Origin of the sequence: Blastopirellula sp. J2-11, assembly GCF_024584705.1 — a bacterium.
In the GTDB taxonomy this organism is placed as follows: domain Bacteria; phylum Planctomycetota; class Planctomycetia; order Pirellulales; family Pirellulaceae; genus Blastopirellula.
Genome location: NZ_CP097384.1, coordinates 2,102,828 through 2,123,399, shown reverse-complemented (window position 1 = coordinate 2,123,399; position 20,572 = coordinate 2,102,828). Strand labels below are relative to the sequence as shown.

Here is a 20,572-nt window from a genome sequence, read left to right as displayed (position 1 = left end):
TTACTTGACGATACGATCCTTCGACAATCCTTCGCGTTCTTTGATGCGACGAATGACGAAGACGATCAAACCAACCAGGATCGGCGGAATCGGCGGCAGAATCACGGCGAACATCTTGAACGTGTTCTGCGTTTTCAGCACCTGACGATCGAGATCGCGCTGGATGTGCTGTTGCGTTTCCTGCAGTTCCTTCGTGATCCGCTCCGCTTCGACCTGCAGTTTGCGATTCGCGACCGCTTCCTGTTCGCGAACGCGTTTGGCCAACTTGGTGACCTCGATCTGATCTTCCGCGGTCATCTGCTGGCGAGCTTGTTTCGCTTGCAACTCGCGGATCTTATCTTGCAGCGCCTCGACTGGCTTGTTGATTTCTTCTTCTTTCGCTTTTTGTTCGGCTTCAAACTTCGTTTTCGCCGCTTCTTCTTCACGCGTGCTTTCTTCGACGGCATGTTTGGTCATCGTATCGACCATCGTCAGACGAGCCAAACGGGGACTCTTGCCGCGAATTGTCGTAAAGCGATCATCCCCAGCCAGGTTATCCAGCAGGTTCAATACGAAGGTCGTGTTGTCGAGACTCAACTCGATCTGATCGTTCTTTTCGGCCTGTAGGCCGACGAAAGCGCTGTGCAGCAAGTCGATATCAGCGACCATCGCGACGCGAATCGGCGTCGTCGCGGTCGCCTCCGTCTTCTTTTGATTCGGATCAGCGAGCTTATCAACATCGCTGCTCGGCGTCCCCTCAATCAGCGCCGCCAACGTATATTGTTCGCCGGTCAGCGGATGCTGGCCCGTCGCGCCGTTCCCTTGTCGCGTCAATCCATCTAACGTCACGGTGCCGGTTAAATTTCCGGTCCGAATCAAAGGAGTAAAGGTCATCGACTGCGGAAAATCTTTGCTGCGCAGAATCGCGCCGGGATAAACGAACAAGACTTCTGACAGGTTTTGCGAGACGTCGATATCAGGATTGAGCGGCGGAAGCGCATCATCGGCAATCGGCGTGTTGCGATCGACAAACACCCACTCTGGCGTAATTTGTCCCCCGCCGCCGATTCGCAGCTTCGGATGCGGATTGTATTTCTGCCAGATGATGTTGGCGTTGAAGTATTGATCCGTAACCAATTGCTGGCCGCTGAGCGTCACGCCCAGCAGACTCCAAAGTTGGCGAATGTCGCACTTTTGCGGTGGAGGTTGTTGACGACCAAACATCGCACTTCCTTGCGGAGCCTTGGGAGCCGAAATCGGCGGCGCTTGATTCATCGTCAGCGGCACCGGATCGTCGAAGATCGCCGTCGGCACGCCGGCTTTGACCGCCGTCAGCAGGTTGTCCAATTGCGGCTGCGTCAAGCTCGAGGGTTGCACGGCGACCAACACGTCAAACTTGGTCGGATCAATCGGCTCACCGGGATCGACCTGCTCGACGTCGTACTGTTTTTCCAACTCGTCAACGATCCGCTGTTTGGGCACGTTCTGAAAACCGCCGAACGGATTGGTCGGATCAGGGCGAACTCCGCCGAATAACATCGCGTCGGTCGTCAACACGCCGATCCGCTTGCGTTGTTGATCGGTTACGGTGCTGATCGAACGAACCAGTTCGTATTCAACCGGAATGCGATTCCCAAAGAATGGAATCACCACTTTCTCAAGCCCACGCTGAACGGCGGCGCCCAGGATGATTTCCTTGGCCTGCATGATGCCGCGGGTTTCTCCGACCACTTGCACCGGCATGATCCCATATTGGTCGCGGGCTTTTTCGGCCAGTTCGCTAAACGGCTCGAGATCGTCGTAGATGAAGACGTCCATCTTGGCGCCGCTAGCGCCGCGAAACTCGTTCAAATAGCTAATCAGGTCGCTTTTTACTTCCGCGTATGACTCAGGAACTTCGGCGCTGATAAAGGCTTCGATACGGACAGGCTCGTCCGATTTCAGATTACGGATCAGCTTCATTGTCTGCGGTGAGATCGAACTGGTCTTGCCGGCGGTCGCATCCCAGCGCGAGTCATGCAGCACAAAGAACAACGTCGCCGAACTAGCGATCACGACCAGTGAAATCGTCCGCAACAGATAGTGCCCTAGACGGGATTCGCCATCTTTTCCACCCAGCCAATGCCGTCGTCCGATCAGCACCATGCTGAGATAAACGCCGAATACCGTCAACATGATGAAGTAGACGAGTGACGACAAACTGACCACGCCGCGGCCAAAGTCCTCAAACTGACTGCCGATGCTCGCTTGGCTAAAAAATTGAATCCAGCCGGTTCCGGTCACAAACGCGTCGGCGTATTGCAGCATGACAAACGGTGCGTTGATCAGCACGCCCATCACAAAGCCCAACGTCAGGTTGTGGGTCAGGAAAGACGCGACCATGCCCAGCGAGATCATCGCTAGGCCGATAAACCAATAGCCGATATAGGTTGTCAAAAACAAACCGATATCCATGTCCCCTTCCGACAGCGCGTTGAGCACCAGGAAGTTGCAAAACTGCGAAAAGAGGAGCGAAACGCTAAACACGGCGACGGCGGCCAGGTACTTGCCCATCACGATATCAAAGTCGGTGGCCGGCAACGTCAGCAGCAGTTCGTCGGTGCCTTGTCGTCGCTCATCGGCCCACAATCCCATCGTGATCGCCGGCACGAAGATCAGCATGATCAAGCCGATATTCTGGTTCAGCTGAGCGAGATTCGCCAGGTTGGCGTTAAAGAACTCATGCGGCCAAAACGCCGCCATCGACGTCAACAACACGAAGATCGCGAGAAAGACATAGCCTGTCGGGTTGCTAAAGTACGATTTGAAATTGCGCTTCATCACTGCGTAAGCGGCTTGCTTCGCCAGCAACAAAGGAATCATCGCGACGAAAAAGGCGCCTGCGAAAATCAGATCGAAGCAAACCAGCGTAATTGCGTTTATCCAAGCCATGATAGCGTCAGTGCTTTCGGGAAAGTCGTAAGCTTTGCCAAGTGGATGGGGTAAGAGTCAATCAGGTCGTTGCAGGAGTGAGCGCGTTCACCCCTTTGGTCATACGATAGAAAGCGTCGTCCAGCGATTCGCCTGGCTGTTTCATCGCATCGATGGCGCCGTCATAAATCAGGCGTCCTTCGTTGATCACAATCGCACGCGTCGCCAGCGCATCAACTTCCTGGAAGATATGGGTCGAGAGCAAAATGGTCTTTTCCTCTCCCAAACGGCGAATCATCTCGCGCACGCCCCGGATTTGATTGGGGTCCAGCCCCGATGTCGGCTCGTCTAGGATCAGCACTTCCGGCTCATGCAAGATCGCCTGGGCCATGCCGACCCGTTGCTTGTAGCCCTTCGACAATTTGCTGATCGGCTTGTGCAGCACCGTGTGCAAGTTGCACAGGTCGACCACCGCTTCAATTCGTTCTTTACGCTGGGCAGGAGTCATGCCGCGAGCTTCGCCAAAGAACATCAGCAAGCTGTGGGGCGTCGCATCGGGATAAAGCGGACCATTTTCGGGCAGATAGCCGAGCAGCGACGATCCCGCCAAGCGGTCGGTCATCATGTTATGCCCTGCAATCTTGGCGACCCCTTCGCTGGGCGAAAGGTACCCGGTCAGCAGCTTCATCGTGGTGCTTTTACCGGCGCCGTTGGGGCCGAGAAATGCGACCACTTCGCCGCGATGGACCTGGAAAGTTACGTCGCGTGAAGCGGCGAAAATTCCATAGAACTTTGAAAGGCGATCCGCCTCGATCATCGGGGTTCCGCTCGACTGCGCCATACTTGCCAACCGTCGTTTTTGAATCGATGAAGAAATGGGGAAGATTTTGAGCGTTATTCGCCGCATACGCCGCTCATTTGCAGAACAGCACCCGCGTAAACGGCGTAGTTTAATTCAAATCGGCGTTTGCTAAAACTCCAGCATCGGCCGTTGCAGCCAAGGTTTAACCGGAACCGGCTCAATGAGGAGCGACAATCAGGGAAGGGAAGGGGAGTTAGTCGATGGGATAGGTGAGATGGCGATTCCAGTGCGAATCGTCGATTTGCGGGTAGTCCATCCGTAAATGAACTCCGCGCGATTCGCACCGGGCAAGCGCTGACTGAGCGATCGCCCGCGCCACGAGCAGCATATTCTGCAACTCCCAGCCGGCGGGATGATCGAATTGTTGTAAGGAAACGTAGCTGCGCCATGAATCGATCATGTCGACCGCTTCGGCAAGTCCCGCCTGTTCACGGCGGACGCCAACCGATCGCCACATCAAACTGGTGAGCGAATTGCGAATATCTTCCAAATCGAGCGGCTCAGCCGACGGTAACTGCGGATTTTCGAGATTCAGCGCCGTAAACCGGTCCGGCATCTCCAGCGCCGCTTGTGAGGCGCCGTGGCCGCTCCTTTTTCCATATACGAGTCCTTCCAGCAAACTGTTCGACGCCAGGCGATTTGCGCCGTGCAATCCGGTCGAAGTCACCTCGCCGGCCGCCCACAGCCCCGGCAAAGTCGTCCGCCCCTCTAAATCGACCGTCAAACCGCCGATCATGTAATGAGCGCCCGGCCGGACCGGGACGCGATCTGTGGTGATGTCGATCCCAAACTTGCCGCAAGCCTGGGCGATGCCCGGAAATCGTCGGCGGACAAAATCGGCGTCGAGATGGCTGAGACTCAAAAAGACGCAGGGAGCTTTCGTCCGTTCCATTTGTGAGACGATCGCCTGCGAAACGACATCCCGCGGCGCCAGTTCTCCCCGCAGGTCGTAATCGGCCATAAACCGATTGCCGCTGCGGTCGATCAGATGGGCCCCTTCGCCGCGAATCGCTTCGGTAATCAAACTGCGACCGCTACCGGCGATGTAGAGGACCGTCGGGTGAAACTGCATAAACTCCATGTCACGTAGCTGCGCTCCGGCTCTTATCGCCAGCGCCAAGCCGTCGCCGGTGGCGACCTTGGGATTAGTCGACTCGCGATAGATCTGCCCCACGCCGCCGGTCGCCAAAATGGTTTGCTTCGCCCAGATCAGCGTACGACCATGTTTTTGGTCGGACGCCAGCGCGCCGCGACATTCCCCTTCGTGGGTGATCAGATCAAGGGTGAACTCATTTTGCCAGATCTGGATATTCTCGCGACTTCGAACATGCTCGACGACTGCGCGAATCACTTCGCGGCCGGTCGAGTCTCCCAACGCATGGACGATGCGCGAACGCCCGTGACCTCCTTCGCGCGTCAACGCGAGCTGGCCATCTTCTTTGTCGAACTCCGTTCCCCATTGGATCAGTTCGCGAATGCAGTCTGGCCCCTCGCGCACCACCATGTCGACCACAGCCGGATTGCACAAGCTGCCGCCGGCGGTAATCGTATCCGCGGCGTGATCTTCGTACCGGTCTTCTTCGTCCAGCACGCCGGCGATCCCTCCTTGGGCGTAGTTGCTGTTCGATTCCAGAATTTTGTCCTTGGTCACGATCAGAACTGACAGCGCCGGGTCGACCTCCAGCGCCGCTCGCAGTCCGGCGATTCCGCCGCCGAGCACCAGGACGTCGGTGAAGTAGTGAGAAACCCGCTTCGGATGAAACGGCACAAGGTAACGAGGCGTCGATGTGGTCATGCAGAAAAGCCAGCGCTAGCCGCAGCTGCACAGGCGAGATGGGTCAGGGTGAATGATCAGCGAGGCGCCTGTTTGGCGGAGCCTTTGAGGTAAGCCTTGTATTGTTCCAGAAATGCGGCCGGAGGTCGCGACCGGTTGACATCGGCGGCGCCCCCTTGCTGCGCCGAGTTGGACTCGTTACGGCGAAGCTGATCTTTGCCTGGCGTTAATCCCAGACTGCGGAGCGCCTCGTCCAGCTCTTGCTTCGCTTCGCTGCCGGGTGCAGCGGAGTCGGCCGCCTGCTTCATCGCTTTCCAGCGCTGGGTGAACTCGCGGAACTGTTCTTTCGACCAGCCGAGTTCATTCAGCAGCTCTTGATCCGGTTCCTTTTGGTCATGCTCCAGCTTGTCGAGCACCAGGTCGGTCGCTTTGCGAGCATAATCGAGGTTCGCCTCGTCGCCGCCATGCTCGGGACCGCCGGCGTCTGGAGTCGCGTTTTGATCGCTGGGCATGCCGCCGCCACCGGTCGGATTTCCATCGCCGTATTGATTCGATTCGCCTCCGGATTCCGGCTTTTGACCGGTTTGCTCGTTCGGTTCGCCCGGCTTACCGCCCCCTGACTTGTCGCCGTCGCCCTTGTCGTCGCGGCCGCTGCCATCTCCTTTTTCTTCGCCGGGGGCGCCTGTTTTCTTATCGGTCTCTGACTGGTCGCCTCCTTTCGAGCCCTCTTCGCCTTCGCCGCGTTGCTTCGAGGCCGAAGATCCCTTGTCAGCGGCGCTCGACTCGCCGGGCGAGTCATGGCCTTCTTGCTTGGCCGATTGTCCGCCGCCAGAGTCCCCGCCGCCTGAGCGATCGCCGTCGCTTTCGCCCTTGCTGTTGTTCTGCTTGTTCTCTTTGTGATCGCCAACGGCGCTCTTGGGCCCTTGTTCACTCTTTTCTTCGCCGCTGTCCGGCTTGCCCATCTTGTCGGACGGGGTATTCGGTGCGCCATCAGGGGATGAGGGACTTCCTTGATCTTCGTCGGCGCCGGGGTTTCCTGTTCCGGACTTGCCAGCGTCACCAACGCCGTTATCCCCGGTCCGTTCTTCGCCCATTGGATCCGATTTTTCTTCGGACTCGGTAGGAGCTCCCTTTTCAGAGTCGCCGCCAGATTCGTCCCCTTGTTGATCTTTCATTTCGCCCTCGCCGCGCTGACGGCCGGCCTGCTGATCTTCAGGCTTATCGCCTTCCGACTTCATGCCCCCTTCTTGGCCCGAATTATCCGCGTCAGAATCGACGCCAGACTCCGATGGCTTGGGCTCGCCCCCTTTTTCGGGAGATTGATTTTCGGTCGCTTCGTGATCGCGATTCGGCTGGCCCGAGTCTTTGGGCTGCGAAGCGCCGCCATCGGCTTTGTCGCCAGGCATCGCACTCTCTTGCTCGCCGCTCTTTGCGCCGCCGGCTTCCTGCTCTTTCTTCTCGAGATACTTCTGAATGCGCTCGAACGCATCGCCTGCTTGCGAGTCATCGGCTGCTAACGGCTTGGGCGGGGCATTCTGATTGGGATCTTGCGCCCCTTGCTGCGTGCCGCCCTGTTGGCCACCTTCTTGCATCCCGCCACCTTGTTGGCCACCTTCCTGCTTCTCGCCGCCCTGTTGGCCACCTTCCTGCTTCTCGCCGCCTTGTTGGCCGCCTTCCTGCTTCTCACCACCTTGCTGGCCACCTTCCTGCTTCGCGCCGCCTTGTTGGCCACCTTCTTGCTTCTCGCCGCCTTGTTGGCCGCCTTCCTGCTTCTCACCGCCTTGTTGGCCACCTTCCTGCTTCTCGCCGCCTTGTTGGCCGCCTTCCTGCTTCTCACCACCTTGCTGGCCACCTTCCTGCTTCTCACCACCTTGCTGGCCGCCTTCTTGCTTCTCGCCGCCTTGTTGGCCATCCTTCATTTGCTCACCCCCTTTTTCGCCATCCTGCGGCTGGCCATCCTGCGGCTTATCGTCTTGTTTGGGGGGGATCTGTTTTTCGGCGCCTTGTTCTGGCTCGGTGATCTCGATCGTCAGCGAGCGCGATGTCGTCACGTTCGGCGTTGGCCGGCCAGCCGAGTCGGTCCGATTGTCTTCGGCCAGCGCATAGATGGTGACCAGATCGCCTGGTTTCAGTTTTTGCTCACGGGGAACAAAGCGATAGGTTTCGATGACGTTGCCGGTGGTCGATTGCTGCAGCAACGGAGTGCGAAGACGTTCTTTGCCCTCCACTTCGCCGATGACGGTCAATTGCCGCACCGCGTAGTCCGGATCGATGGCGCGAAACTCCAACGCGGCGCCGCCGTTGGCCGGAACGCGAATCTTGTCGCCAGTGGGACGCAACAGTTGGACTTCGGGCGAGAGATCGCGAATCACTTCGATCGGATAGGCGACCGGATAGGGGTTCAAATCGCCGGCGGCCGTTTTGAACCGCAGCTGATAGCGACGATGTTTCGGAGTCGCGGCGATTTTTGCCGGATCATCCGCCGCCGGATGTCGCAGCAGTTCGATCACAAACGTCCCGATCGCACTGGTCGGATCGTCGGCGCTGACGGTCATTTTGGTGCGCGCCGCATTGGCGTGATCGCCGGCGTCGGGATCGAACTCGATGAACGCATCTTCCATCGGCAAGTTCGAGATCGCCCGAACGGTGACGCGCGTTCCTTCCAGCGCTTTGACCGCGCCGTCCCGCACTTGCGTGAGCGGCGTTTCCATCGTGTAAGCAGGGTAGTCATAGCGAATGTCGACCACTTCAATCGATGGCGCCGGAGTAGCCGTGATGTTGTAGTCGCGCGTCGTCGCGTCGCCGGCCTTCACAAAGTAAGCCAGGTTGTGCTGGATCCCTTGTCCTTCGGGCGCGATCACGCCGCGAAAATAGAGCCCGCTTTCATCCGGTTCGAGCGTCACCTTCTGATCGACGATGCGCCGATCGGCGGAGGAGAAAAAGAGCTCGACCTGTTCGTCATCGTCAAAGTTGTAGACCTTGACAGCGACTTCCACCGTTTGTCCTTGGTAGATCTGCACGTCACCCGGCAGGACTTCGACAATGTCAACGCGCGACGGTCGAGCAATATCGGCCCACGGAGAAATTACGCGGTGCACTGTGGTCAACGGATCTTTGGGCGAAGCAATCTTGTAAACTACAAACGCGAGCGCCACGGCGGCGAACACATACCCAATCCGAATCGCCTTCGAGAAATCGACCGTCGTTTCGGTCGCGTACTCTTTCAAGTCGGAGGCTGCGCGCTGTTGCACGGTATCCAGCACGGCGCGATGGATCGGCGTCGCTTCTTGCTTGAGCAGCAAAAAGTTGATCAGACCATTCTTCAGGGCCGGCTGTCCTTGCTCAATCATCCGCGCGGCGTAGACCGGGCTGATCGTCCGCCACAGCAACGGCAGGATCATCGACCAAGCGAAATAGCCAGCACTCCCTAAAAAGAAGGCCAGCGCCGCGAGTCGGAGCGGAAAGCTGAGATTGAGCACCCAATGATCGACCACCGCCAGCAGCAACAGGAAAGCGATCGCGCCAGCAGCAAACAGCATGCACGCGGCCGCTAGTTCGGCGATTTTCAACTGCCAACGCGTCTTGCGCAGCTTCTTCTGAATCAGGCGATCGTCGCTGGCCTGATTGCGGAGCGCATCGGAGATGGGGGAGTCTGTCGTATCAGTCGCCATGACTAGCCGGGGGAAGAGCGGTAACGTGTTGCGATACCATGTTTTATATCGCGCTGGCGCAGAAACGTCAGCTAAAAAGCGGATTGTCTCTCTATTATAGACGCCTGCCGCGGTCAGGTCGTTTTTTTGCGGTCGACTAGGCCCCAAACATCGGGGGGTTCATAAAAAAGGGGGTCAGGTCCGAATTTTGCAGCAAAATTCGGACCTGACCCCCTTTTTATGACTCTTTTTTACGCCAACGCGATTTAGGCGCTGGGGCGATAGTTGCGTGCCTTGGCGAGCGCTTCGTGCAGTTTGATTTGCTCTTCGTTGGTCAAATTGGTCTCTTCCACGTAGATCTCGTCGATGTGATAAAGCTGCTTCAGATAGGGCAAGTCGGCGGCGCCGATCGGCGTATTCATCAGCACAATGCCGCGCAGTTTCGGCAATTTTCGCAGCTCCAACAGTTGCTCTCCTTGAACGTTCGACTTGCTCAGATCGATCCACTCAAGATTCTTCAGCTTCGCGATGTCGACCATCGCCTGGCCGTCGAGTTTCGTGTTGTGCAGATGGAGCTCACGGAGCGACTGCAGTTGCGAAAAATGTTTGGCCGCGGCCGAACTGATATTGGTTTCGCTGAGGGTCAGCGATTCGAGCTGCGACAATTCGGACAGGTAAGCCAACCCGCCGTCAGTGATTTTGGAGCCGGTCAGGTCCAGCTCACGCAGATTCGGAAAGTCGCCGATGGTCGAGAGAAATTGATTTCCAATCCCGGTTTGCCCGACGTTCAGCTTTTGAATCTTCAGCTGTTGCGTCGCAAGCGGGCAAGACTCGTCAGGGAGCGATGACTTGACCAAAGAGAGATCGACCAGATTCGGCAAACCGGTCAGGCGTCGAAAATCGTGGATCGTGAATTGGCCCGTAGGACAGCTGAGTTGAAGCTGCTGGAGCGTCGGGATCGAACAGACCTCGTTGATCAGGGCTGCGTCTGCTTTTCCGCCATCGATCGACAACGTTTTCAAATGGGGAAAAGAACGTTCGTCCAGCGCCCACGGCAACGAAAGTTCGCTGTTGCGAATGTTGAATTGATTTAGATTGGGCAAGCCGCGGAGACCGCCGATCACCGCTTGATTGATCACTAGATCGGTAAACTCGACCTGCTCCAACTTCCGGAGCTCTTCCAGACCAAAAAAGCTGTCGGGAGAGGCCTTGGTTTTGGCGATCAGTAACGCTTTCAGTGGGCTGAGCGTCGTGACGACGCGAATTCCCTGGTCGTCAAAGCTTTCGTGCAGTTGCAGTTCGGTCAGTTGATGCAACTGACCGAGGACGTTGCCCACTTCCTCCGCAAACTCGGTCTTATGCAGCGACAGGAGCTTCACATCAGGAAGCTGCAGTAACAACTTCCACTGCTCTGGCTTGATCTTGTTGCCTTCGATCCGCACGCAGGCGTATTCGTGCCAATGAAAGAGTTCAGAGCGGAGCGAATCGGCATACCCGAAGGTACATCCGGCCCGTTCTAACTCGGCGACGATCGCTTCGGTTTCCAGCGACTGATCGCTGGCGATCTCCGGTATTAACTCCAAGGGAGCCGGCGCAGGCTGTGCCGCGACGACAGAATACAAAAGCAGTGGTAACAGTAATGCTGCAGTACAACAACGATGCGAAACCATATTGAACCTCCTGCTCAAAAGGACGCCGCCATTTTCATGGAATGCCCCAGCGTCACTTCTCCCCCCAATTATCACTACTCTTTCAAATTTTGCGACTTCAACTTTGCCTCCGGCGATACTTGCGGCTCGATAAAATTGATCGATGCGCTAATAATCAACTGAGGCCATCTTCCCTGCAGCGCCTGCAACCCCTCTTTTGTCACGGTCGTATTGCGGACGTTCAGCGTATTGAGCCGTTTCATCTGACCAAGTTTCACTAGCCCTGCGTCGGTGATTTTCGTATGCGCGAGATTTAGATTCGCCAACAGCGGCAACTGCTGCAATGAATCGAGATCTGCGTCGCTGATTGTCGAATTGGCCAGTTCCAGGCGATGCAGATCATGCAGACCGCTGATCGCTCCCAGGCCCCCTCTTATGTTGCTGTCGTTCATCGTCAAAAACTGCAACTCATGCAGCTGGGCGAGCGGTTTCATTTGCTCTGCCGTCGTGCGGACATTCCGCAGATTGAGACTTCGCAGATGGGTTAACTTTCCAATCTCGGCGAAACCGGCTCCATCGACACTTTGCACGCTCAGAAACAAAAGTTCGAGCTGCGGCAATTCGCCCAAGCCGGCCAGGTCACTTGATTTTAATTTGTCCGATTGCAGCGTCAGATTGGTCAGGCTGCGAACGTTCGCGAGGTAATGAAAACAGTCGCCGTCGAAACTGGCGTTTTGGATCGTCAAGTTTTCGAGAAAGCGAAGTTCTTCGAGATACCACAATCCAATGTTGGTCAGATTGCGCCCATCGATCAGCAACGTACGCAAGTTGGTCAATTGCGCGATCTGACGCATGTCGTCATCGTTCGGCTGCGAGTGGAGATAGAGGTATTCCAATTCTCGCAACTGCATGATCGCTTCCCATGACATTTCGTTCAGCTTGAACGAACGGCCGAGCCAGAGACGCTCGACATGGGGGAGCTTTACCAAGTGCCGAAGATTCTCTTCGGTCGCGGCGGCGTCAACAAAGTTGACGTTGAAGAGCATTTGCCCTTCCGCATTTTCGTAATAGTTGACGCTGGCTCCGCTCTGACGCAGCGCTTCGGTCGCTTCCAAGATCGCTGGCGAGATGGCGATCTCATCCGCGAACGCCGTAATCGGCGCAAGCAAAAGCAGCAAAAATCCGCCTGCTGTTCGCAACGACCTTAAACCCAACATGTTTTCCATTCCGAACAAAAGCCGCTTCCATTCTGAATTATGCGATACCAGACCAGATTTAACCAAATACGTCAAACTGACTCTGGCGACCCCTCTATGCCCATTTTCTCAATTCTACACGCCCACGGCTGGGCAGCAGCGAAAGATTCAGCTCAATCGTCGCAGAATTGCGCTAACTCTATGATCCGCCGTAGCGCCGCTAGTCGTAAACAACTATTGTCACGACGAAAGAATCAACGCTTTTAGACGCCTGCGATGATGACCGCCGCTTGTCCTTGCGGCGTCACGCTGAGATTTAGAACCGGACCTTGGGGGGCAGGCATGGACTGACGAACCAAATTGACCGGACAAGCGGGATCGGGCGTTTCGTAGTTCAAAACAGGGAAGAGCTGCTTTTCACGAATCGCAATCAAACTGGCGATCAGTTCGACAACACCGCCAGCGGCGCCTAGATTGCCGAAGCTACTTTTCGCTGCGATCACGGGAGGCTGTTTTGCGGGATCCCCAAAGACATCCACAATCGCCTCCGCTTCCTGCTGATCGCTATCAACGGTCGATAAACCATGGGCATGGATATGACCAATATCAGTTGGGGACAGTTGGGCGTCGTGCAGCGCGGCGCGAATTGCATTGGTCAACGCCAAGCGACGATTCGATTCCCCATTTTTGGCGATCACAGTCGACATCCCTTGCCCCAGAATCTCGGCCAACGGTTTGGCGCCGCGCGCTTCGGCATGTTCAAGCGTCTCCAAAACCATCGCTCCCGCGCCTTCACCCAGAACCATGCCGCTGCGGTTTTTATCAAAAGGGCGGCAGAGTCCGGCAAATTCGCCAGTGGCGATCGTCTCTTGCAAGATCGTATGGACCGAACGCATCTCATGCACCCGCGTTCCGGTCGCTCCAGCGACGACTACGTCAGCGTGACCGCGACCAATCGTCATAAACGACTCGCCGATCGCGGCGTTCGAGGACGATTCACGTAACGTCAACGAATTGTTCGGCCCCCGCATGTCGTTGAAAATCGCGATATGGCTGGCCGGCATATTGGGCAGATACTTGAGCAACCAGAGCGGGTTGATCTCGGGCATTCCCAGACCAGCCCACGAATCGAAGTTACGATCCCCTAGTTCGGCTTCACACTTTTTGACGCCTGCGGCATATTCTTCAGGCAACGTCATCATGTAGTCCGAACCGTAAACGACGCCGGTCCGCTCTGGATCGTACTTGCCGCTCGCCAGTTCGGCGTGATGCATCGCTAGTTGTGCAGCGGCGACGCCCATCTGAATTTCACGGCACATCACTTTGATGTTTTTGCGAATCGAGCGTTGTTGCGCTTTGTCGAGCGGTCCAAACTCTTCGATCGCTCCGGTAAATCCGAGAGCTTCGGCGCCAAAGGAAGTTGGCAGCGCGTCGCTTGGCAAACTTTTCAACCGCGCAACGGCATTTCGAGAAGAAGATAGCCCATCCCAAACCGCTTCGGTGGTGTTACCAAAGGGGGTGATGCAACCGTAACCGGTGACGACGACGCGGCGCTGTCCGACTTCCGCCATATCTCAACTTCTAAACGATTCGGTTACTTGCGGGAAAGTTACCCCAGCAACCGGATTGATGCAGGATGCAAACCGTGTATTTACTTAGAGTTCTGTATTTTAAACACGCATCCCCAGCGTGTCGACGGGACACGGAGCCCATCCTGGAAGTCTCGAACGCGTTCGCCGTGGCAGACAGGTTAGTATCGCCCGCGATTATCGATCGCAGCGGCGTCTGGCGTGATCGCCGGTTGCCCTGGTTTCGACTTCGCCGGGCCCAAATATTCGACAAACATCAGCCCATCGGCTCGGGCCGGGCCGCTAGGCAGCGACAGAGATAGAGGGAAAGATGCCGCCGTTGAAACGCCCATATCAGGCTGAGCTACCACGCCGCAGCTGATCAGCAGCACCTGATCTGAGGGCCAACGGAACCTCTCGTGCAATCGCCAGCTGACCATTTGGGGGATCTGCACTTGGATTGTTTGCGTTCCGCCGGTTGCGGTCGGTACGTCGATATCGACGTTCACAAACTTTTCGATCTGATCGACGCTGCATTTGAGGACCGCATCGATCGTCTTGTCGTCGGGAGCCAGCAACGGGCTCACTTCCAGCGAGAAACCGGCTTCAATCTGATCGCTTTGCAGCTCGTATCCCGGCCAGGCCGCGGTTGCCCGCACCGATCGCATAAAGGTTTGCGGCTTGAGCATCGAGACGGCGCTCGACTGCCCGTTATGGATCAGCAGATTCGCCGCTTGGTGTTCTTTGTAGTCGCTCCGCTTTCGCAAGCTGTCGAGCAAAATCGCCGCATTTTCTTTACTCAACAACCAGGCTTCGATCCCCGGCGTTTTAACCGAGACCGGCTGCATCATCCGATATGCCAATCGACGCCAATTAGGACTTTTCACCGTGACTAGACGCAACCCGAGCGTTTTGACTTCGGCCTGACTCTCGACAAAATCCTCGACAACATCACGCACAATCTGCTGCATTTCTGGGGTGTGATAGACCCGGAGCGTGTTTTTGTCGGCGTGCAACATGCCCAGCGGTTCGCTGAACCAAACGTCGGTGCCGGTTTCTCGCAAGATCCAATCGATGATTGCTTGCTCGGGCTTCGATGTCGAAGTGACCCGCAACGTGTAGGGGGTAATGTCGTAGTCGCGCCAAACCTGGCCCTGATCGTGCGGCAACTCGTTGAGTCCGCTTTTTACTTTCAAGAGCGATCCAGACGGCGGAAGGGCCTCGCTACGCGGAGCGGACGTCATCGGCGTTGCGGTCGCGTCGGACGAGTAAGCCGACGCGGTTTTGATCGCTTCGTTGGGATTGCGCCAGGCCGAATTAGCGACGGCGCCCGGCGTTTCGGCGGCGGCGGCTGGCAATGGAGCGGCGGCCGCTTTGTCGCTTTCGCTCAGCGGAGACGGAGGTTTGACCGTGGGAATTGGCCGAGCGGTCGACTGCGAGCTAACTCTTCCCGCTTCTTGGGCGAAGGTCGAGCCGACGCAAATCAACAGCAGGGTCAGCATTGTCATCCATGTACGCATCATAGCCGTCATCCTTGTCGGCGCGAAAACGATCGTCAGCGTCACGCAAACGCGAGCCAATTGGGTCCCTAATTCGGGCGAAGTATAGGAGCCGAGTGATGGACTCACAAGATCGATCAGCACGAACTTCGCGGAATCGCTCAAGTTCTCGACCACCTTTGCCGACAACCTGGGATGCTAGCGGCGACTACAGAAGATCGCTCAGCCAATCATCGTCGGCCGCTTTCGGCTTTTGCGGCTTCTCCGCAACAGGCTTGGCCGCTGGTGGAGCAGGGGAGGCCGGCTTTCGCTCCTTCTGCGGCTTCGGCTCGCTTTTCGCCGGACGCTGCGCCGGCGCTGATTTCACATTGGAGGTCGTAGATTGGTTCGAGGTTTCGTTGGCCTGACCAGGACGAACCACTTTGCGCTGCGGCGCGGCCGCGGGCGTTGTCGACTTGGACTTTGGTTTCGACTTGGACTCGCTTGGGATCTCGGCGTCAGGAAGATCGAAATCAAGTGGCCCGGTCGAATTCGCCGAATTGCTTTTGACCGGAGCGCCGCTTTGGACGGCCGCACGCGTTTTGACCGGTGCGGTCGCAGCAACGGCGGCGACCGGCGCCGATGCCGTTTCGCGTTGCACCTGCGCTTTGGCCAACTGACGCTTGCGCGTTGGATCATGCAGCAGTCCGATCAACTGCATGATGCGGTACCAACCGATCCAAACGACAACGAGCAACGGCAAGGTCAACAGCGCCCATGCTCCCAACCGAAAATGGGCGACCGCCAGAAAAATGATCGTGAGGACCACGCCGCCGATCGCCGAGTAATTTAAGACATCGCGGGGACGGGTCGATTCGTGCAGTTGGCTTTCGAACCAGGCTTCCCACTTCGTCTTCGGCTCTTCCCGTACGATCAGATTCTCGGCCTTCAAATCCTCAAAGTAGGTTTCGAGCTCGAGATGCCAGCCGCACTGTTGGCATAACTTTGCGCTAGGCCGCAACGAATTCGAGCATTTCGGACAGAGACGACCGACGTTGTCTTCTTCGAGCGGAACCGCGTCGTAACTTGCCTCGACCGGCTGGGCGAAATCCTCGTCCTCCGAGCCTTTAATCGGGACCAGACTGACGCATTTCGGACAACGAATCGTTTGTCCCGCCAATTGAGCTTTGGCGCGCAGCGAAACGCCGCAACAGGGGCAGACGACACGAATATCGCTCATGAAAATTCCTTAAAGAGTCAGACGCGTTCTCTATTTTCTCGGTTAACGCGTGAAATTGCAACAAACGAGACGTGCGTCGACTCTCCACGCAAAAGCGTTTCTAGATACGTAAAATTACGGAGCAAACCATGGCAGTTGGGAATAAAAAGAGGTTCAAAGTCGGAATAAAGAGTATTAGACCAGTGTTGCCCTAGCTTTTTTCTTTTTTATCCTAACACCCCGTTACGAGCAGTTTGGTTGCATAAACTAGAAAACTAGTGCATATCATGAGGGTGTAGCCCTCTTTTCTTCCCCCCGCGGATCGCTCCGCAGCATTCGCTCCCTCCTGAAGATTTATGTATTTCAAATTCAAATGCCCGCAATGCGGCCAGTCGCTCAAAGTCCGCCAGGAACTCGCCGGTCAAAAACGGAACTGCCCTTATTGCAAGGCCAGCGTTCGTATCCCGAACACGACGGAGATCGATATGGATCTTCCGCCGTTGGAATCCTCCGGCTTTCCGAGTTTTGATGAGGGCGGCGGCGGCGGTAATCCTCTCGGCGGGCTCGACCTGGGCAATCTGCAAACCGATCCGTTGTCGACCAAAACAGCCGCCAAAGCCAGTGGCAAAAAAGGGGGGGCGGCGCCTCCTCCGCGAAAAGCGGCCGCAACATCGTCGTCCTCCTCTTCTGAGGGTGAGTTCACCGATCCGAGTGACGTCGGTCTGGTTGGTTCTGGCATCTTCGGCTTTTTCTCTGCGGTGATCTTCCTGCTCCTCCTTTGGCCTTCGAAGGGGACCTACATCGGCGACCTGTTTTTGGCTGGCGGTTTTCAGGGGGTGATGATCCAGTTCCTCTCCACGTTCATGTTCTTTTGGGCGATGGCGATTCTCTGGAAGAAAAATCGCAAGATCAAGCGCCAACGCGACTATCTGTTGATGGACGTGCTGCCGACCGATATTTCGCCCGAAATTCGGTTCGATACGCTCGATCGCTTCGTCGACAACATTCGCCAACTGCCGGGCGAACATGGCGAGAGCTTTTTGATCAACCGCGTGCTGCGCGGCTTGCAGCACTTTCGCGTTCGCCGCAACGCCGCCGAAACGGTGACGATGATGGCGTCGCAGTCCGAAATTGACTCGAACAACGTCGCGTCGAGCTACACCGCGATCAAAGTGCTGATCTGGGCGATTCCGACGATGGGTTTTATCGGTACGGTGCTTGGTATCAGCTTGGCGGTCGCGTCGTTGGCCGGCGCCCTCGGCGGCAACGATCCGTCGCAATTGATGACCTCATTGACGTCGATGTTCTCGGGTCTCGGCACCGCGTTTAATACGACGCTGGTCGCGCTGGTCATGAGCATGATCATCAAGTTCCCCATGTCTTCGCTGCAAAAGAGTGAAGAAGGGGTGCTGAACTGGGTAGACGAATACTGCAACGAAAACCTGCTTCGCCGCTTGAATGACGGTCGCGAAGGTGGCAGTGAGCCGACCGGGCCGCTCGACACGAAGATCTTCCGCCGCGCGGTGGAAGAAGCGATGGCCGCGCAACAGTCGGAACTGGAAGTCTGGATCCAGAAGTTGGAGTTGGTCGGTCATACGATCACCAAGCAAACGACCGAAGGCTGGACCGATATCCAGGCCAAACTGCTGGAAGGCCAAAAAGAGATTACCGCCCAGGTGCTCGACCAAATGCAGGCGAAAACCGGCGAAATGCAGACCCGTCAGGAAGAGCAACGCGCCGAAATGCAGGATCAGCTGACGCAGATGCAAGAGATCGCGGCGCAGTTGCAAAGCACGTTGGGCATGGTGGCCAACGTCGCGGCCCAGTCTTCGAACCAGATGAACGCCAACGTTGAGGCTTCGACCGAGCGACTGGAAAATTACTTCTCCGGCGTCGAACGTGGTCTAACCGGCTTGAACGAAGTGTTGTCAAAACTTGGCGACGAAACGGTCGTCGTTCAACAGGTCGAAGCGCCCACCAACGGCGGCGGCTGGTTTGGAATGGGCGGTCGAAAAACAAAAACTCGTCGCAATGGGAAACGATAATGGCCAAACGCACTCAAGACGGGGGCGATGACGTATCGCTCTTCCCGTTTCTTAGCGTGCTGGCCTGCGTGATCGGCACGTTAACGATGATCATCGCCGCAGTCGCGGTTCAGGCGCTCGACAATGATACCGTCGACCAGGCGATCAAGTACGAAGAAAAGAAGGCGGAACTCGCCGAAACGGATGCAGCGTTAGCGAAGCTCAACGCCGAGTTGAAAAAGAAAGAGGCCCAGCTCAAATCGGAGCAATCGGCCGAGCAAAAGAAATTGGCCGACGCCAAAAAGCGGCTTGCCGCTTTGTTAGCCAAACTGGATGAGGCGCAAAGCAAGCTCTCGCAGATTTCGCTGGACGGTCCGAAAGTGGATCTCGCCGGCGAAGCGGAATCGATCAAAGAGATGGAGTCCGAGCTAAAATCGAAACGCGAGAAAATCGCGCAGATGGAAAAAGAGATCGCCGATCGCAAACTTCCCCCCAAAGAGTCGGAAGTATCAATTTTACCCGGCGGCTCCGGCGTTGGATTTGATCCCACCTTTGTCGAATGCGACGAGGGACGAATCGTGATTCATGACGGCGCGAAAACGACGCCGGTCCGTACGAATGAACTCAACACCAATCCCGATTTCGCCAAAGCCTTGGCGGAAGTCAAAGCCAACCCCAAGGGATCGCTCGTCTTTCTCATTCGAGACGACGGTTTGTCCACCTATTGGTCCGCACGAAATTTCGCGCGAGCCAAAGGGGTCAAAAATGGTAAGCTGCCGGTGATCGGCGACGGACGGATCGACTTGAGTTATTTCAAAAAGAAGACCCCGGAATAATGGCCAGACGCAAACCAGACAATGACGAAGACGGCGGACTTGACTCGCTGCTTGACACCATGTTCAACGTGGTCGGCATTTTGCTGATCGTGCTGGTCGTTGTCCAGCTCGGCGTGCAAAAAGCGGTCGAACGAATCGCCGCAACGGCGGCGGTCGATCCGGCGGCGCTCGAAGCGATGATCAAAAAGCTGGAAGAGGCCCACAAAGAAAAATTGAAGGTGGAAACTTCGATCGACGAGCTCAATCCGGACGAATCGAAGCTGGAAGAACTGCTGAAACGCCTGCAGTCGGAATCGGTCGCCAAAGAAGCGACGCTCGTCGGTAAAGAAGGAGAGCTGAAGAAAGCGCTCATCGCCCAGAAGATGCAAGAAGAAGCGCAGATGAAGGCGGGCGAGAACAAAAAAATTCGCGAGAAACTCTCGACCGACTTAAACTCTAGCCTGGAGAAGCTCGCCAGCTTGGAAGCGAGATTGGACGACTCCAAGCCGCGTGCCCAGCTTCCTCCCAAGGTCGTTAATTTGCCCGATCCTCGGCCAGCGCCCGAAGGGATCAAAGAAGCGGTCTTTCTCTGCGTGAACAATAAAGTCTATCCGCTCAATCCTACCGAGTTGCGTGACGACGCCAAAAAGCGTTCCGAATATCAGCTCTCCCGCGGACTCAAAAAATACGTGAAGGACCCGGCGCAGGGAGTCGACGGCAAAGAGTTTGTTGACGACTTCAACCAGCGCGTCTTACAAGACGATTACTTCAAAGCCGACATGTACGTCTCGGGCCGATACCCCCGCTTGCGACTAACCCCGCGTGAAAGCGAAGGTTTTTCGATCGCCGAAATCGAGAACCCCCGTTCTCGCTTCCAAAAACTGTTGCTGATGACCAATCCGGAAAAGTACTACTTTCGTTTCTTTGTCATGCCCGACAGTTTTGAGGCTTATGTCGCCGTGCGGCGCGTTTCGGACAAAGCCAACTATCTGTCAGGCTGGGAACCGCAGGCTGCCGATTGGCAATATACAACTTCGGTCGGCGGCAAAGTGAGGTTTGGCCCCGAACCGGTGGTCGACCCCAACGCGCCAAAACCGCCGCCGAAGCCGTCTACGCCTGCCCCCAAACCGAACGTGCTCGACTAGTTGGTCGCACTTTCAGATCCTCTCGCACTGCCCAGCTCGGTCTTTTGGACCGAGCTTTTTTGTTGCGCTATCCTGCAACCTTTGCGGGCATTACGAACGACGTGTATCGATTGCGCCGCTGATACGGACCGAGTTCAATGCGCGAAATGCGCCAAATCGCCAAGCAGCCTTCTGTTCGCTGAAAAAGCGCGTTTGATTTGCTATTCATGACCTAATCTTTGGGAACTCAGGAATCACCCTTCCGAGGCAATGCAGACTCCCACTGTGCGGCTTCACTCCGAAAATTAACCTGCCCCTATCGAT

12 protein-coding genes are annotated in these 20,572 nt (G+C 56.4%); 3 read left to right on the top strand and 9 right to left on the bottom strand.

Annotated elements, in window-relative coordinates; all coding sequences use genetic code 11:
* From M4951_RS08700 to M4951_RS08660, 9 genes are all read right to left on the bottom strand, one after another.
* Positions 1-2,910 (bottom strand): Gldg family protein, encoded by a 2,910-nt coding sequence (locus M4951_RS08700; RefSeq protein WP_262026090.1) that lies wholly within the window; start codon positions 2,908-2,910, stop codon positions 1-3.
* A 61-nt stretch (positions 2,911-2,971) separates the two neighbouring features.
* Positions 2,972-3,730, bottom strand: a complete 759-nt coding sequence (locus M4951_RS08695) for an ABC transporter ATP-binding protein (protein ID WP_262026089.1) — start codon at positions 3,728-3,730, stop codon at positions 2,972-2,974.
* 214 nt (positions 3,731-3,944) lie between these two features.
* On the bottom strand, positions 3,945-5,546 hold the full coding sequence (nadB, locus tag M4951_RS08690; RefSeq protein WP_262026088.1) for an L-aspartate oxidase: 1,602 nt from the start codon (positions 5,544-5,546) through the stop codon (positions 3,945-3,947).
* 56 nt (positions 5,547-5,602) lie between these two features.
* Positions 5,603-9,196 (bottom strand): hypothetical protein, encoded by a 3,594-nt coding sequence (locus tag M4951_RS08685; protein ID WP_262026087.1) that lies wholly within the window; start codon positions 9,194-9,196, stop codon positions 5,603-5,605.
* A 245-nt stretch (positions 9,197-9,441) separates the two neighbouring features.
* Positions 9,442-10,845, bottom strand: coding sequence for a leucine-rich repeat domain-containing protein (locus tag M4951_RS08680; RefSeq protein WP_262026086.1), 1,404 nt, complete (start codon positions 10,843-10,845; stop codon positions 9,442-9,444).
* Between the two features lie 74 nt (positions 10,846-10,919).
* Entirely contained in the window at positions 10,920-12,041 is a 1,122-nt protein-coding gene (locus tag M4951_RS08675; protein ID WP_262026085.1) for a hypothetical protein, read from the bottom strand.
* 242 nt (positions 12,042-12,283) lie between these two features.
* Positions 12,284-13,591, bottom strand: coding sequence for a beta-ketoacyl-[acyl-carrier-protein] synthase family protein (locus tag M4951_RS08670; protein ID WP_262026084.1), 1,308 nt, complete (start codon positions 13,589-13,591; stop codon positions 12,284-12,286).
* 179 nt (positions 13,592-13,770) lie between these two features.
* A complete protein-coding gene (locus tag M4951_RS08665) occupies positions 13,771-15,111 on the bottom strand; it encodes a hypothetical protein (protein ID WP_262026083.1) in 1,341 nt (446 codons plus the stop codon).
* Between the two features lie 184 nt (positions 15,112-15,295).
* Entirely contained in the window at positions 15,296-16,306 is a 1,011-nt protein-coding gene (locus tag M4951_RS08660) for a zinc ribbon domain-containing protein (RefSeq protein ID WP_262026082.1), read from the bottom strand.
* 464 nt (positions 16,307-16,770) lie between these two features.
* On the opposite strand from M4951_RS08660, the gene M4951_RS08655 reads away from it, so the two are divergent.
* From M4951_RS08655 to M4951_RS08645, 3 genes are read left to right on the top strand one after another with little or no spacing between them, the layout of a single operon-like run.
* Complete coding sequence (locus M4951_RS08655) at positions 16,771-18,330, top strand: MotA/TolQ/ExbB proton channel family protein (protein WP_262026081.1); 1,560 nt, start codon at positions 16,771-16,773, stop codon at positions 18,328-18,330.
* The gene (locus tag M4951_RS08650) at positions 18,330-19,145 is read left to right on the top strand and encodes a hypothetical protein (RefSeq protein ID WP_262026080.1); all 816 of its coding nucleotides are present in this window, start codon (positions 18,330-18,332) and stop codon (positions 19,143-19,145) included. Before M4951_RS08655 ends, M4951_RS08650 begins: the two co-directional genes overlap by 1 nt.
* Positions 19,145-20,269, top strand: coding sequence for a hypothetical protein (locus tag M4951_RS08645; protein ID WP_262026079.1), 1,125 nt, complete (start codon positions 19,145-19,147; stop codon positions 20,267-20,269). The genes M4951_RS08650 and M4951_RS08645 overlap by 1 nt, the downstream gene beginning before the upstream one ends.
* Positions 20,270-20,572 lie beyond the last annotated feature (303 nt).